Source organism: Brachyspira hampsonii (genome assembly GCF_001746205.1).
Classification (GTDB): Bacteria; Spirochaetota; Brachyspiria; order Brachyspirales; family Brachyspiraceae; genus Brachyspira; species Brachyspira hampsonii_B.
Genome location: NZ_MDCO01000012.1, coordinates 525,362 through 541,302, shown reverse-complemented (window position 1 = coordinate 541,302; position 15,941 = coordinate 525,362). Strand labels below are relative to the sequence as shown.

The following is a 15,941-nucleotide window of genomic DNA, read 5'->3' as shown; positions in this document are numbered from 1 at the left end:
AGATGTGCTTCGGCTCACTTACTCCTATATAACCTATTTCTGCATATACTCTATGACTGCTGAGCCGTCTTGTCCTTTTTCTCCATTAGCAGCAATTCCATTATTAAGTGTACTAGTACCTCCTGCTCCTCCGCTTCCTACCACTATTTTGATTTTACTTGAAATCCCAAGCATTCCTCTTGTTACATCTACTATAGCAGCACTTCCGCTGCCTCCGCCTGCTGAACCATAACCATTTATAGAACCATTGCCTCCATTTCCTCCGCTAGCCAAAGTAGTATTATTTCTAAATATAGCTCCTGTATTATTATTAATATTATCCCATCTTGTAATTATTCCATTGTTTCCGTTTATTAATTTACCTTGTCCGCTTGCTATTCCTCCTTTTCCTCCTGCTATATCTAAATTACCATTTCCAGTTTTGTATAATATGCCGCCTCCTGAACAAGTGGTTATTACTTTCTCATTTATTAATATTTGAGAGTCACCTCCTGCAGTAGGCTCTGTACCAGTCATATTTGATATACCATAATATCCGCCGCCGCCGCCTGAACATATATGAACTGTAATACTATTAACATCACTTGGAAAATTAAACTCATGAGTACCAACGCCAAAGCTCACTGTTCTTCTTTTTAATGTTAGTCCTTTTCTTTGAAAGTCATTAATATTCCAATATTTTTTCTCTACATAACCGCCTAGATTAGAATCATATTTCATTGATAATCTTAAATATTTTTCTGTTATGATATTATTATTATCTTTGACATAAAAACCTCTGTTTTCATAATCATAGCTAGGAAATCCGCCTGATAATGTTTTGCTATCTCCGACTGCTATTTCAGCAGTTAAATAATCATTATTATTATCTTCATTATCTCTATGAATAACAAGTTTTATATATCTTAAATCATCTTTATTATTTATGTTATCATATAATTTAATCATGATGTCTGTTTCAAATAATCTTCCTTCAAACTCACAAATACTTCCTGCTAAAATATCAGGAAGTTCTCTGTCTGTATCACTCCAATGATTTAATTTTATACCGTCAAAAGCAGTATGAAGCATACGCATTTTCTGCATAATAATATTCTGCTGTCTATAGCTATCTAATAAATTAGTTGGAGTTCCCTCAGGTTCTTTTATCAGTCTAAACATCAGTACACCTCGTTATTATATATATCAAAATAATCTATTTCATAATATCCGTTTTTTGTTATTACTAATGGAATATATTTGCTTATTCCTTCACTATTAATTGAATAAAAGCCTCCTAGCTCTTCATTATAATAGCAGTCTAAACTGTCCACTACCTGCGGTTCTAAGTTTTTGCCATTATTAATTAATTTTAATAATATATATTTACTGCTTTCATTACTTGTACTATCATTCAATATAATATCTTTTTTAGCTTCATATATTGAATAGCAAAACATACATACAGAACCTTTTCTTATAAACGGCATACTGCTTTTATTGGAGAAATCTATTTTTATACCCTCGAATGCAGTATGCAGAAATCTTGTATGTTTTAATAATTCATTCTGTCTTTTATACGCATCTTCAATAGTAAGAGGTATGCAGGAAGGCTCATAAATAATCTCAAACATTATTTTATCTCCCTAAACGTAAGCTCTGTAGAATACTGATATAAATCATTCTTTCCTTTCTTAAAAGTTATCTCTTCATTAGTACATACATAAAGCCCAGACTTCATATAGTATTTAGGATAATTAATTTTTGCTTTGCTTCCATATACTGCATTTCCATATTTGCTAAGATTATATACACCAATTTCATTTTTAGTGTTTGGCATTATAGTTTCTTCAATCCATACTTGAAGTACAAAAGGTTCAAAATTATTCTCATTAAAAAAATTAATTATTTTATCTCTATCAGCATTTGTTAAATATGGAAAAGATACTTTCCAAGTATCATAACTTTTAACAGGAAGCCTCCTGCAAAAATAATGACCGCTTTGAGAAAAATACTGTTCATGGGTATAATTAACAGTATGCGTTTTGGTTTTATCATGAGGAGGAAAATCTACTGCCTCTCCAATAATAAAATAACCGCATTCAATCATATTGCCGTCTGCTTTCTTATTAAAAGTTATTTTTATTCTTGTAAACTCAACATGAGCTATATTATAAACTCCATAATTATTTTTTATATAAACATCATAATAGATAAAATTACCATATATATCTTCTATTTCTATACTTATATTTTTTATATTTGTATTAAAAATAGCAAAACAGTTTATAGTACCTTTTCCATCTAAAAATAAACTTGCCTCTTCTTCACTTTTAAATCTTCCAACTTCTAGAGTTTGATAATTAAATATATTTTCTATAGGAAAAAAATCATCTTCGCCTCCAGATACAGTATACGGAAATAGATTAAATATGTTATTACATAATAATCTCATAATATACCTCTCTGGCTTACAACTTTTACTCCTCTTTTGCTTAAATTAAGCATGGTGCTTGCAACTATCTTGCCGTCAAGCATTAAATAAACAGGCTGATTAAATACAGTTTCCGCTGTATTTGTATTTGCATAATAACTGCCATCTTCACCTTTGGCAGCTTCAAAAATCTGACTTCCTATTTTTGATAGTATTCTATCTTCAAGAGGTATAACCGCTTCATCGTTTGCACCCTCTCCGATTACAGCATTAATTCCTCCGTTTCTTCTCTCTACAAGTCCGCCTTTTGCCAAGTATTTAGGTTCACTCGGTTTAGCTTGGGATAATTTTACCAAGTTAACAGAGCCTGCTGCTATAATTCCAAGTAAAGTAGCATAAGCTGCTATATTGGCAGGGAAAGGAACTGCCATTGATGAGGCTAAAGCACTTATGGCTGCCTGTGCCATAGAAGCTGACGCCTGAACTAAAGACATTTTCCAGCTTTCCATTTGCGAATTATATTCTAGCTTCATCTTCTCATTTTATTATAGTTTTTCTCTACTTCCATCTGCTTAGCTTTGGCTTCTTCTTCTATTTGTATTTTAGCTAGTTCTTTTTGTTTCTCTTCAAGCTCAGCTTTTATTCTCTCCTGTTCATAAAGTCCTAGAGCAACTTTTTGCCTATTTTGTAATTGCTTTATTTCTTTTAATAAACTCTGCTTTTGTGAGTTCTCCATTATTCCTATAGCTTCAAGCCTTGCATTTTTTTCTTCTTCTATCGCTTCTAATGCTGCCTCTTTTCTTTCCTCATTTTTTTCTATTTCAAACTCTATAGCCTGTATTTGCATTTCCTGTATAGCAGAATAAAAATCATTTGTATATCCTATAGTGTCATTAAGCATTTGAAGCCAATTCGCACTAAAATAATCTGAAAAACTTTGAGTAGGTGTTTTCCAAAGTTCGCCGAACTTCTCTTTTAATATTTCTACCTGTTCAGTTGTAAGTTCTAATTCATTAGTTATGCTTTCTATTCCGCTTCTTACTATTTCGCTTTTCTGTCCTTGCTGTTCGGCTTCACTTACTTTATCTCCGAACTCCTCAGCAACCGCAACACCTCTTTCATAAGCGGATATACTGTTTTCTATTTCTTTTACTAATTCAGAAAATCTATCAGTTGTTATTCCTTCGCCGAAGGCGGACAGTCGTCCTAATGCGTAGCCATAATTATCACTTAAATATTTTATTTGATTAGCATTTAAGTTTAGTACCGTACTCATTTCGGTAAGTATAGCACCTACTTTGTCTTTTTTAGCTTCAAGAGCTTCAGCATCACTGATTTCAGCTCCCATATTACGAAGATTGCTGACTCTTCTTTTTTCCTCTTCCTCTGCTTTTTTTAGTAAAGCTAAATAATCTTCATAAGTTTTTGTTTTATCTTTTACAGCTTTAGATTTGCCTTTTATTGCATTAATGCTATTTTCATTAGCTTCTTTTTCCTTAGTCTCTAAATCTATTCCATCTCTAGTTAGAGACTGTCTTAAATGCATGCTTTGATTTAAGTCATTTCTTTGTTTTTCTAATGTTTTTAATGTTTTTTCTACTTCTGATAATTTTTCATAATCAGAACTCTTTAATATCTCATCATTGGCTTGGCTTTCTCCCATGCCAGCTGCATATAAAGAACTTCTTAAGTTTTCAACAGCAGCATTATATATCTTTCGCTTTTCTTCTAATTCTTTTATTTTTGTTTCTATAGTTTGTATTTGTGTACTTTCTTCTGCCGTTCTATAGTCTTCTAACTTCATAGTAGCAGAATCTATATATGTAATTCCATCTAAAACTACAGTTTTTAAATTAGGATATAGCCTAGTAAGTTTATCAGTTACTTGACTTAATCTTTCAGTAGCTGCTGCATCTAACTCTTTGGCACTAGCTAGTTTTTGATACTCTTCAAATAAACCTACATCTTTAAAAGAATTATCATTTAATTCTTTTGTGCTGTTAGCTAATTGGTTTGAACTCTCTATTAATGCTTTATATTCCTGATTTAATTTATATGCTTTTACTGCTAAAGCACCAAGTCCTACAGTTAGAGTTGTTATAATACCAACAGGACTTGCAATCATTACTGTATTTAATGCTTTCCAAGCCGTACTTAATCCTTGAATAGAACTTGCTGATGTTTTTAATACAGATGCTGCATTTTTAAAATCTGATATAGTTTTCTTAGCTTCTGTTATTCCTTTTCCAAGTCCTACTATCCCTTTTAAAGCTGGACCGAAGCCCGCTGCTAAAGAAACAAATCCTACACTTACAGCCTGCAAAGGTGCTGGCAAGTCGCTGAATGTTTTTATTAAAGATATAATAGTAAGAATCATTTTTTCAGCTATAGGTACTATTTTATCTTGCATAACAGGAAGTAAATCTTCATTAACAACAGGAAGTAAACTATTTCCAAGTTCCACTACTAAAGCACTAAGCTCTGCTTTCATTTTTTCAAACTGTCTTGCTAGACCGTCATCTATTTTTTTGAATGCCTCAGATGTAGCTCCTGCTGAGTTATTCATTTGATCTAAAGCATCTTTAAACTTATCTGCATTCTTTCCAGATAAAGCTAAACCAGCATTTGCTGCCTCAACACTGCTGAACATACTAGAAATATCTTTTCCGCTTTTATCAGCTTTTTCAGCAAGCATTTGAAGAGCTTCCTGTAAAGTTCCTCCTTGCTCTATAAACTCTTTAAAGCTTTTTCCTGCTATTTCTCTAAATGCTATATCTGTAATACTTCCTTCTTTATTAAGTTCTACTAAAGCCTGACGAATCTGTGTTGTTGCAACAGAGGTAGGAGTACCCTGTGCAGTCATTACAGCAATAGCAGCTCCTATATCTTCAAACTTCACTCCTAAAGCTGAAGCGGTAGGAATAACATTAAATAAATATTGAGATAACTGAGTAAAGTCTGTTTTTCCTAGCTTCAGTGTTTGAAACATTATATCTGAAGCCTTATTTACACTTAAAACCTCTGTTCCATAAGCATTAGTAACAGAAGTAAGTCCATCAACTGAAGTTTCTAATTCAGCAACACCTGCGATAGCAGCTTCGCCTGCAGTTTTTAAGAACTCAAATACATTTTCACGTGGAACTCCTGCAGAAAGTGCTTGATAAAGAGCTTTAGTTGTTTCTTCTGGAAGTTTGCCTATTTCTTTACTAAACTCTAAAGTTTCATTTTTTAATTTTTCAAAACCTTCATTGCTTAATTTTGGAAGAAGAGTAAGAACCTCACGCATTCCATTATCAAAATCAGTAGCTTTTTTAGTAGCTAATGCAAAAGCTGTTGTCCCTGCCGCTATTGGAACAGTTAAACTTTTAGTAGCTAAAGAACCGAACTTGTCAAAAGATTTTCCTATTTTATCAAAGCCTTTTTCTAAGTCGGTTGTTTTATCTTTAAGTTTTCCAAATGCCTCAATAGCTTGGGAAGCATCTGCATATATACTAACATTTAAGCTGCTCATTTTTTTAATTATCCGTTATTATTGTTTCTATTTCCCAAAGCCCTTGCTTTTCTCTTCTTATAGTTTTATTTCCCTGCTTTATTTCAGTTGCATTATTATCTGCTTTTGTTTCTTGACGACTGTCCGCCTGCGGTGCCTGAACTTCAATTATATAAGGCAAATTTAAAGAAGCTGTATAATAAAGCAGAAGTCTTTGCAAACTCATCTCCATCATACAGTCTTCTGTCCACCCATAGCTATTAGCTAAATGTGCCAATAACTTTATTAATTCTATTTTTATTAGTTTTCTTTTTTTTTATTTTTTGTATCAGCCTCTTTTGTTTCTTTTGAATCAGCACCTGCATGAAGATAAGACTCAAATACCATATTCATCAATTTTAATAATTGATCATAATTAAAATCTTCTGATATTTTTTCTTTATCTACATTCGCATTTTGTTTTTGTATGAGAGGAATGACTATTTCATCAATCAATATTTCAGGATCAATATCTTCACCATTTTTCAAGCCCTTAAAATAATTATTTACTTTAAGGGCTAATTTAAGAGGTATATCATTAACATCTATTTTATAATCTCCAAGCTTTGCGTAAACAGCTCTCTTTTTGCTAAACTCTTCTAAATCTGTAATTACTATGTCCATAGATTAACTCCAATATTTTAATTAGCTGCTTGTATATTAATAGATATATCTTTAATAATATCTTCACTGCCTGATTTTTTAGCTGTGATTTTTAATGTAGCTGTACCTTCTGCCTTTCCTGTGATAGTGAAAGTTTTAGTTTCAGCTTCATAGCTCACATCAAAAAACTGTTGGTCTGGAGGCTCTACTGTATGTGTTATCTCATCTGCATTTGATGTTAATACTACAGTATCATTTCCATCTGCTCTTATATCTACATTTGGTTTATCGCTTTCTAAAGTTAATGGAACATTAGGTTCACTTTCGGTATCTGATGTTTCCTCTTCTGTATCTTTTATTTCCTCTTCATCTTTACCTGCAGATTGTTCATCTTCATACCATGCAAGCTGCTCTCCGCTTTGCTGATTACCTGCTAAAGTTGCTGAAAAACTCAATTTTCCTACTAACACATCCTGTGCTTTATCTGAAGGGAAACTAAACTCTAAGCCGCCTGCTATTGAAGCCTGTGGTAAATATATTCTTAATTCTTTACCCTCAGCATTAGTATTAACTATCAGTATGCATTTAGGTCTTATTGTAGAACTTTTTCCTCCTGTTGCCATGCGAACCATTTTAGGCATAGTTCTAGTATATGTAATAATTAAGGTATCTGTGCTAGGAGATATTTTACTATCTGTAATTTTTATTCCGCTAGTTCCTATTTTTTCGTAGCTTGATTCTTCTATGAGAATATTTCCCATAGAGTTTTTCTTTTCTACTTTAGTTATTGTTACTTCGCTTCCGTCTGCATTTCTAAATGGAACTTTTATTTCTTCACCTCTTTTATATGTATCTGATTCTACTATATACTGTTTTGTAACTTCTGTTTTACCATCATAGCTGTCTATATTATCTATACCGCCTCTTGCCTCAGCATAGTTTTTGAAATTAATTTCTAAACTGTCAAGAGTTAATTCCATTTTATGTTCTGTCACTAAAGTAGCTATAGTTCCTGCATTGTCGCTTTCTATATCTGATGTAGTTATAGTTTCTTTTACAGCAACACTGCGTGCTGCTCCTATATTTATAAGTTTATCAAATCTATCTCCTATCAAAACTTTAGCACTTCCGTATCTTATTGTCTTTTTTTCTTGCACACTTGTTTGACTCATAAAGTCTCCTTACATTAATATTTATATAATATATTTACTATGCTTACAGCTTGATAAAAACCTTCAGTATAGTTATGTGTTTCATTTGAAACATCACATCCGCATATTTCTGTATCTTCAATAATAGTTTTTAAATTGCTAAAATACTTTCCTATTTCTCTTTGTATATTTAATGCTTTGCTTAAATTATTAGAATATACAGCTATCTGATAAATGCTATTTCCATATTCAAAATTATAATGCGGTGTGCTGCTTGTTAAAGAATAAACTATATATGTTTTATCTTTGTCTATTTCTGAATCATTAACAAAATCTAAATAAACTCCGTCCGCTTTATCTTTTGTTAATTCTTTAAGTATTGTGTATATAGCATTCTCAATCATTTCTTTTTGTTTGCCTTATCTATTGCTTGTTGTAATTTCTGTTTTATATATTCTTCTATAAAAGGTTTTTTATTTTCAAAAATTGGAATTAAAAGAGGCTGAGGAGGCTGATAAATAGTACCGTATTCTGGAAACCGAACATAATATCTGTCTCCTTTCTCTTTATACCATTTTATTTTATTTTTTTGAGGAACTCCTCCGCCCCTAACTTCTAATGTACCTACTTTTATTGCTACCGAAGTATCACTTCCTTTTGATGATTTTTTTTCTTTTACATCATAATATTTATCTTCACTCCAGCCTCTGCTTTTCGCCTCTGCATTAGCTTCTTTTGCTATTTCATTTCCTGCTTTTCTAGCTCCTGCTTTTATAGCTTTTTTAAAATCGCCTCCTAGTTCTTCTAAAGTTTTCCTAAACTCATCAAGTCCTTTTATACTTATAGAAGTTTTTCTGCTTACACCTGACATATTATTTGCTTTTATTATTTACTAATTTCTTTATTGTAAATATGCATTCTATATTTTTATATGAAACATTCTCCATATTAATAACTTCATAGATATCAGTTTCATGGTTTATTTTGGCCATCATTCCTTTGGTATCAAACTCTTTGAAATAATGAGTATGTACTTTCAAAGTTCTTTCTAAATCTTTTCTTTTACCCTGCTGTATATCTTTATATGTTATATCTTCAATAGAGCATTTTACTTTTCTTAATTCTATTAATTCATTACTTCCTGTTCCGTTTCCATTATCTATATACTTCGTTCTATAAAAAGTTATAGTATGAATTAATTTTCCAACTTTCATAAAGTAAACTTTTCCCTCGCAATAGCCAACAATCTGTGAACACCTTTCAAAGCAACTTCCTCACTTTGACTGGCTTCTCCTGTTTTGCTTTCAAAATAATGAGCAGCAAGTCCAAGAATTGCATACCTAACTTCAGGAGGACAATCGGCTCTTTTGTATTCTGTTTCATTAGCTTTATTACAATAGCCGATTGCACTGTCTAAAGTCAGATGCAGTATATCATCATCATAGTCAATGCCTTCTAAGTTTAGAAACTTTTTGAACTCTGACAAAGTAACTACTTTGTCATCATCACCTGCCTCTTGCGAAAGCACGCCTTCGGCGACTACTTTTCCGACATCAATGTCTATACTATTAATATCTTCAGTATCACTGCTCATTTTTTATACCCTAAAATTAATTATTAACCAGCTGGTTGACTTGCTGCCTTTGCAAATGGTTTATCATGTGCTACTAATCTTACAAATGCTTCTTTTTGAACAGGAGCACCGTCTCCCCAATATCCTGCTTGGAAACCTACCTGATTTGTTTTACTATATAACTCATATAAAACTTGAAGTTCCATAGACAAACTATCCATAATCCAATAATGATTTAAATTTGCTAACACACCGAAATATTTTGTAGCTTCCAGCTTATCTTCTATAAAGTCGTTTTGCACAACAGGTATTCCAAGAATGAGGCTAGGCTGTCCAACTATTAAACTTTCCTGCCATAATGGCCTATCTTGTTTGTCTTTTAGTTTTCTCAACGCAGCAACTGCTTCTTTATTGAGCATCCACACTGCCCCATGTTGATATCCTTTTTTTAAACCTTTTACAGCATCTACTAAGCCGTCATAAGTTATAGCAGCACTTGCTGTTCCAACAGCTAGATCTCTGTCAGTTGGTATGGCTGCTGTATTATCTGAAGTTTGAGCAAATATACCAAGAGGCTTATCATTACCATTTCCATACAGATAGGTATGTTCTAATGTAGCACCTAATTTATATGCTATTCTATCTTTAACTAATTCTGGAGCATCTATATTACTTTGCTGTATCAATCGCTTACTCACTAAAACAATTTTAGTCAATTGATTAGCCTTCATCTCTCTTTTGCCAAAAGCCATATTTTTATCTTCTGGAACTTCACCTATTTCTGATGTCCATTCAAAGTCATTTAAATCACTGTCTAATGTAGGTATTCCTATACTAGCATATCCATTTATGGCAGGAATTATACGTGCTCTTTTTCTTATCTCTACAGATGAATCTAATTCCTTTATAATTTCTTTTACAAGATACTGAGGTGCTATAGTATATCCGCCGCCTTCGGCAACGCCTGCCTGAAGTGTTTCTCTTATTTCTTTATCATTGCCTGATCTAAACCATCTGTCAACCTTAGCTCTTAATTCAGCTTCGTTATCATCAGCAGATGAATTGTCTAAATTATCAGCTACATTTCTTTTATTCATAGAAGATTTAGTTTGAAGTGATAGAAGTTTATCATTTCTCTCTATTTCCTTATTTCTATTTTCTATATTCTTCATTAAAGTATCTATATCATTATCTAGTTTTGATATATCTTCTTTTTTATTTTCTCTCTCTTCAATACTCATAGCAGAATATGCTTGTCTTTTTTGCATAAGTTCATCAATAGATTGTAAATCTAAAGCATTTTCATTTTTTAGTTTTTCTATTAAAGCTCTTAATTCTTCTGGTGACATAATTTGATACTCCTTATTATTATTTATTTTTTATTTTTAGATATTTTATTTTTTGTTCATATTCTTTATTTCTATAATCAAAATCATCATTTACTGTAGGCATAGATTTATCAGGCGGTTTTGGAATATATACATCTTCATTTTTATGCCTAACATTTTTGAGGATAAGCTGGAAATGTTACTAATGATATTTCATGTCAAAAGATTTCTTCTACTTCACGAATAGGCATTCCGTATTCTTTTAATGTTTCTTTATTATCAAGCCAATTTTCTCTTACTACTTTGAAGCCAAAAGACATTTGCTTTATATCGCCTCTGTCCACGCTTTCTTTCAAATCTCTTGCCCAAGTAGTATTTGGCATAGAAACTTCAAAATACAATCCTTTTTCATCTTCTCTTAAAATTAATGTGCCAGAACTCTTTCTGCCTAGAACATATCTTGTATCATGTCCCCATAAACATACTTGATCATTTTCTAATAATGATTTAGTGAAAGCTCCTCTGTTTATACGCTCTCTAAATAAATCTCCATAGAGAGGCTCACTTAAAGAATTATATACAATAGCATAGCCTCTTAATTTAAGAGGTTCACCTTCTGTGTCTGTACTTTTTTGAATATTAATATCTATACTTCTAATTTCATTATTGCTTGCTGGCATCTTTATATTCCTCTTCTAATTTTTTATTTTCATCATTATTATTTATATTAAAGTTTTGATTGCTCTCATTTTCTGAAGTTTCATAAACTGTTTTTATTGGTCTTATTTGCTGAGAACAGAAATACTCATCTCCGTATTCATCTTCTACTTCGTTAAGGTTTTCCAGTATCCGCCATTCATTTCTAGTGAGAACACCATTATTTAATTTTATTTGATTCGCCTGCTGCCTTGTAAGAGTATCGCCTCTCAAAAGTCCGTCCAAATTAAACTCTATATTATATTTTTTTCTTTCTAAATTATTTAATAAATAGCCATTCAATGCTTTTTCTATACGAACGCACCACGGTCTTATTGTGTGCGTTACAAACTCTATACTTTGATGCTCTATATTATTATTTGTACTTCTGCTTAAATCTCCTATAAGATGAGGAGGTACACGGAACACTCGGCATATTTCCTCTACCGAAAATCTTCTGCTTTCTAAAAACTGAGCATCTGACAAGTTCATTGTTATAGGATCTATTTTCATTCCTTCTTCAAGGACAACGATACCTTTTTCCCAAGCCTCTCTGAAACTTTCTTTTAAATTCCTTTTAGCATCTGCACTTAATTTATCTGGATGTGAAATTATTGGAACTTTTTTAACACCATTAGAAAAGAAATCTAATGCGAAATTATCCTGATAAAGTCCTGTGGTTATTTGCTTACGCATCATAGCTATTGGACTGTATCCTATCACTCCGTTCCATCCAAGTCCTGCTATATGCATAACTTGAGACGGAGATAAAGTCATGATTTCTCCATCATCTGAATATTCAAACATTTTATTGCCGTTTGAATCTCTATATATTTTAATCTTATTTGAATCTATTAGATAAAGTTCTGTTACTCTGTTGAAATTATCCCTTACTACTTCTACAAAGCCGTTGCCTTGAAGAAGTATTTGAGTGATTAGACTTTCTATAAATGATACTGATGTGCATTCTTCATTAGGTGAGTCATGCAATAAGCTATATAAAGAATGATCTTTAGCTTTTACTTTATTATTTCCATTTATTTTATATACAAAAAGAGGTAAAGTTGCTATTGTTTCAGCTATAACTCTCACGCATGCAAATACTGTAGAAAAAGTCAAAGCAGTATTAGGATTGACTGCTGATAAAGTTTTATCATTTTGAATTGATAAAAAGTTATTACTGTCAATATAGCTGAAATCAGGAAACAGCCATTTTTTTATATAATTCCTTATATTTTTTATTACAGACATATATATATAAAAAAAATATAAGGAAATATAAGCATTATATTGTTATTTTATTACAAGAACTTGAAGTCCAACTGCCATTTTTAAGTAAAAATAGCAGTTGGAGTTTGACTTTATGCTGCTTTTTCATCAATAAACTCATCTTCTTTATCTTGATATGCTTTACTTATTCTTTTTACTGCTGTATCAAAATATTCATCATCTAGCTCTATACCTATAAATTTCCTATTAGTATTAATACATGCAACTCCTGTACTGCCTCCGCCCATAAATGGATCTAATATTGTATTATTTTCATCTGAAACTAATCTTACTAAACGCTCCATTAAGGCAACAGGTTTTTGTGTTGGATGCTGATATTGATACTGCTCTCTATTACAACGCATAATAGAAGTTTCTATTTTTCCTACTTTTACCGACTGAAATAAATTAACTCCTCTTTTTGCCCCTTGATGTTTTCTTGCTGTTATTTCATATTTTCTTTTGCTTTCATAATTAAACTCTTTTATACCTGTCTCTATATATTTAATAACATCATCTTTATCTCTGCCATTTAATGCACTTCTTAAACTTTTCCAAATATCTATAATTCTATCTAATTTATTTTTGTTTATATTATATTCTAAATAGTCAACATATTCTTTTCTTAGATTAGAATTACCTAAAGCACGAAAAGAAATATCTTCATGTATCCTTAAAAAATTATTTAGATAATTTGATGCATTTTCTTTTTCCCATACTGCCGTTTCTTTAAACTTAAAACCTAATTTGTCAAGCACTAAGTTCCATCTGAAAAATGCATCTCCTCTTCCAAAAAATGCTATCATAGAATTATTTTTTAACAATCTTTTCCATTCTCCAAATACTTTATCTTCATCAAAAGGTATATCTAGCTTATGTTTTAAATATAAATATGGAGGATCTGATACAACAGCATTTATAGAATCGCTTTCTAATTCCTCCATAACCTCTTCACAATTTCCTTTTATCAAAGTACAGTTTCCAATTATAACTTTTCTAATCATACAAAGCTCCTAAATTATTTTTTTCTTATACAAAAGATGTGCATTTGCTGCATTCATATATTTATAAAATATTATATTACTTATTATTAATATAGATTTTTAGCTAAATTATAATCTCAGGAGTATAAATGCCCGATAAAGCCAAAAAAGCCCCAAAAAATGCCCAAAATAAGCCAAAAAAAGCCGTTAAAATACCAAATCCGCCAGAATATTTTGTTGGGTATTCTTTAAAGAAATGGGAGGAACTTGCACCTGTTTTCGCTGAAAAAAATATGCTCGGACCTGCGGATTTATCAGCTTTTGAGCTTTTATGTATGCATTATGGGGATGCTATGAATCTTTATGAGTCTATGATTAATGAAGGAGGTTCTGTATCTGGTTATTTAAAAGGTAAAAACTCTCAGACTATGGGAGAATATTTAGCTTATCATAAAGCTATAACGGCATATACGAAAATGCTTACCGAGTTCGGTTTAACTCCTGCTTCAAAAAAGAAAGTACCATCTCCTGAAACTATAGAAGATGAATGATCCGATTGAAAAAATGATAAATGGTTAAATATAATGTATACCTATGAAGAATATATCAATAAAGTTATAAATAAAGAATTACCAGTCTGTCAAGCTGCTTTTTTATCTGTAAAAAGGCATTTGGACGATATAGAAAAATCAAAAAATAATGATTATCCTTTTTATTTTGATGACAATGAAGCTAAACGTCCTATAATGTTTATACAATCTTTAGTACATACAAAAGGAGAATGGGCAAATCATAATATTATACTAGAGCCTTGGGAACAGTTTATAATAGCAAGTATATTCGGATGGAGAAGAAAAGAAAATAATTTAAGAAGATTTAAAAAGGCTTATGTTCAGGTGAGCAGAAAAAATGGAAAAACTACTTTTGCATCTGGAATTGGTAATTATTGTTTTTTCTGCGATAGTCCTGCAGAGGCTGGAGTCGAAATATATTATATAGCTACGAAAAAAGATCAAGCAAAAATTGCATGGAGTGAAAGCGAAAGGCAAATAAGAAAAGCAAAAGCTCTTAATAAAGAAGCGATTACATATAAACAAACTTCTACAATTACAAAGAAAAAAGATACTGCCTCAAAATCAAAACCATTAGGACAGGACAGCAATACTGAAGACGGATTAAATCCGCATTTAGTTATAGTAGATGAATACCATGCACATCCTGATAATGAATTATTAAATGTTCTTGAATCTGGAATGGGAGCTAGAAGGCAGCCTCTTATATTTATAATTACTACGCTGGTTTTGATAAATCTTCGGTATGTTTTTCTGAATATGAATATGCAAAAAAAATATTAGATGGTTCAAATACTAATGATGAATATTTTACTATAATATACGAGCCTGACAACATCAATGATATTTGGGTATTTATATCTGAATATAAAGAAAAATTAAATAAAAATGAAGATGTTTCAAAACAGGAAGAATTAATAAATAAAATTATTTTTCAAGCTAATCCTAATATAAACGTTTCTGTAAAAGACAATTACCTAAAATCTAGGCTTTTAGAAGGACTAGATAAACCTATTCAAAGAACTGATATACTTACAAAAAACTTGAATATTTGGACGCAAGCTAGTGAAGTTTGGATATCTTCTGACAGGTGGCTTAAATCTTATTCACATCAAAATATAAATATAAATGAATTAAAAGGCAGGAAAGCATGCATCGGTTTGGATTTAGCAACTACAAGAGATATAGCAGCTTATGTTTTATGTTTTGATTCTATTGATAATGGTCCGTATATACTTTTGCCTCGCTTCTTTATGCCTAAAGAGAATATAAGGCAGCGTTCTAAAGAGGACAGAGTACCTTATGAATTATGGGCTTCGCAAGGTTTAATTACTTTAACAAGCGGTGATATAATAGATTTTGATGTAATAGAATCTTCAATCTTAAATGATGCGAAAGATTTTGAAATTATAGAAATAGGCTATGACCCTTGGAAAGCTATTGAAATAGTCACTCATTTGAAAAAAGAAGGGTTAAAAATGACAGATATAAGACAATCTTTTGCAGTAGGCGGTTTATCTGAAGGAACTTCTTTATTTGAAAAAACTATAGATGAACGAAAACTCCTTCACGGTAATAATGCTGTTCTTAATTGGATGATAAGCTGCTGTGAAGTAAGAACAGACGGCAGGGATAATTATCTTCCTACTAAGCCTGATAGGCAAAGATCACGTAAAAGAATTGATGGTGTTGTAGCCTCCATTATGGCTCTTCATAGAGTGATTAAAAATCATTTTGAAGATACTAAAAGTATTTATGAAACTGAGGGTGTATTTACCTTATAATCATTTATAATCTGCATACTTTATATATTATATATAAAGT

At 31.4% G+C, this 15,941-nt stretch carries 13 protein-coding genes and 4 pseudogenes; 2 read left to right on the top strand and 15 right to left on the bottom strand.

Features of this window, described 5'->3' with window-relative positions:
* Positions 1-33: 33 nt before the first annotated feature.
* The 15 genes and pseudogenes from BFL38_RS11360 to BFL38_RS11290 all read right to left on the bottom strand — a co-directional run bounded on the left by BFL38_RS11360 (position 34) and on the right by BFL38_RS11290 (position 13,566).
* Positions 34-1,161: a hypothetical protein gene (locus BFL38_RS11360; protein WP_069727144.1), complete on the bottom strand. Its 1,128-nt coding sequence runs from the start codon at positions 1,159-1,161 to the stop codon at positions 34-36.
* Positions 1,161-1,613: a hypothetical protein gene (locus BFL38_RS11355; protein WP_069727143.1), complete on the bottom strand. Its 453-nt coding sequence runs from the start codon at positions 1,611-1,613 to the stop codon at positions 1,161-1,163. Before BFL38_RS11355 ends, BFL38_RS11360 begins: the two co-directional genes overlap by 1 nt.
* Positions 1,613-2,434 (bottom strand): hypothetical protein, encoded by an 822-nt coding sequence (locus BFL38_RS11350; RefSeq protein WP_069727142.1) that lies wholly within the window; start codon positions 2,432-2,434, stop codon positions 1,613-1,615. The genes BFL38_RS11355 and BFL38_RS11350 overlap by 1 nt, the downstream gene beginning before the upstream one ends.
* A pseudogene (locus BFL38_RS11345) lies at positions 2,431-5,924 on the bottom strand (phage tail tape measure protein). The gene BFL38_RS11350 and the pseudogene BFL38_RS11345 overlap by 4 nt, the downstream one beginning before the upstream one ends.
* A gap of 4 nt (positions 5,925-5,928) precedes the next feature.
* On the bottom strand, positions 5,929-6,138 hold the full coding sequence (locus tag BFL38_RS11340) for a hypothetical protein (RefSeq protein ID WP_069727141.1): 210 nt from the start codon (positions 6,136-6,138) through the stop codon (positions 5,929-5,931).
* A gap of 65 nt (positions 6,139-6,203) precedes the next feature.
* Positions 6,204-6,566 (bottom strand): hypothetical protein, encoded by a 363-nt coding sequence (locus BFL38_RS11335; protein WP_008728089.1) that lies wholly within the window; start codon positions 6,564-6,566, stop codon positions 6,204-6,206.
* Positions 6,567-6,583: 17 nt separating this feature from the next.
* Entirely contained in the window at positions 6,584-7,717 is a 1,134-nt protein-coding gene (locus BFL38_RS11330) for a hypothetical protein (RefSeq protein ID WP_069727140.1), read from the bottom strand.
* 14 nt (positions 7,718-7,731) lie between these two features.
* Complete coding sequence (locus BFL38_RS11325; protein WP_069727139.1) at positions 7,732-8,100, bottom strand: hypothetical protein; 369 nt, start codon at positions 8,098-8,100, stop codon at positions 7,732-7,734.
* Complete coding sequence (locus BFL38_RS11320) at positions 8,097-8,567, bottom strand: HK97-gp10 family putative phage morphogenesis protein (RefSeq protein WP_069727138.1); 471 nt, start codon at positions 8,565-8,567, stop codon at positions 8,097-8,099. The genes BFL38_RS11325 and BFL38_RS11320 overlap by 4 nt, the downstream gene beginning before the upstream one ends.
* A gap of 1 nt (position 8,568) precedes the next feature.
* Positions 8,569-8,910, bottom strand: coding sequence for a phage head completion protein (locus BFL38_RS11315; RefSeq protein WP_069727137.1), 342 nt, complete (start codon positions 8,908-8,910; stop codon positions 8,569-8,571).
* Positions 8,907-9,290, bottom strand: a complete 384-nt coding sequence (locus tag BFL38_RS11310; RefSeq protein ID WP_069727136.1) for a head-tail connector protein — start codon at positions 9,288-9,290, stop codon at positions 8,907-8,909. Before BFL38_RS11310 ends, BFL38_RS11315 begins: the two co-directional genes overlap by 4 nt.
* A 23-nt stretch (positions 9,291-9,313) precedes the next feature.
* Positions 9,314-10,618, bottom strand: coding sequence for a phage major capsid protein (locus BFL38_RS11305; protein WP_069727135.1), 1,305 nt, complete (start codon positions 10,616-10,618; stop codon positions 9,314-9,316).
* Between the two features lie 19 nt (positions 10,619-10,637).
* Positions 10,638-11,277, bottom strand: a pseudogene (locus BFL38_RS11300) (HK97 family phage prohead protease).
* Positions 11,261-12,544: a phage portal protein gene (locus tag BFL38_RS11295; RefSeq protein ID WP_069727134.1), complete on the bottom strand. Its 1,284-nt coding sequence runs from the start codon at positions 12,542-12,544 to the stop codon at positions 11,261-11,263. Before BFL38_RS11295 ends, BFL38_RS11300 begins: the two are co-directional and overlap by 17 nt.
* A gap of 110 nt (positions 12,545-12,654) precedes the next feature.
* Positions 12,655-13,566: a DNA-methyltransferase gene (locus BFL38_RS11290; protein ID WP_069727133.1), complete on the bottom strand. Its 912-nt coding sequence runs from the start codon at positions 13,564-13,566 to the stop codon at positions 12,655-12,657.
* Positions 13,567-13,694: 128 nt separating this feature from the next.
* On the opposite strand from BFL38_RS11290, the pseudogene BFL38_RS11285 reads away from it, so the two are divergent.
* Positions 13,695-14,124: pseudogene (locus BFL38_RS11285) on the top strand (P27 family phage terminase small subunit).
* Between the two features lie 5 nt (positions 14,125-14,129).
* Positions 14,130-15,901 (top strand): annotated as a pseudogene (locus BFL38_RS15770) (terminase large subunit).
* Positions 15,902-15,941: the final 40 nt, after the last annotated feature.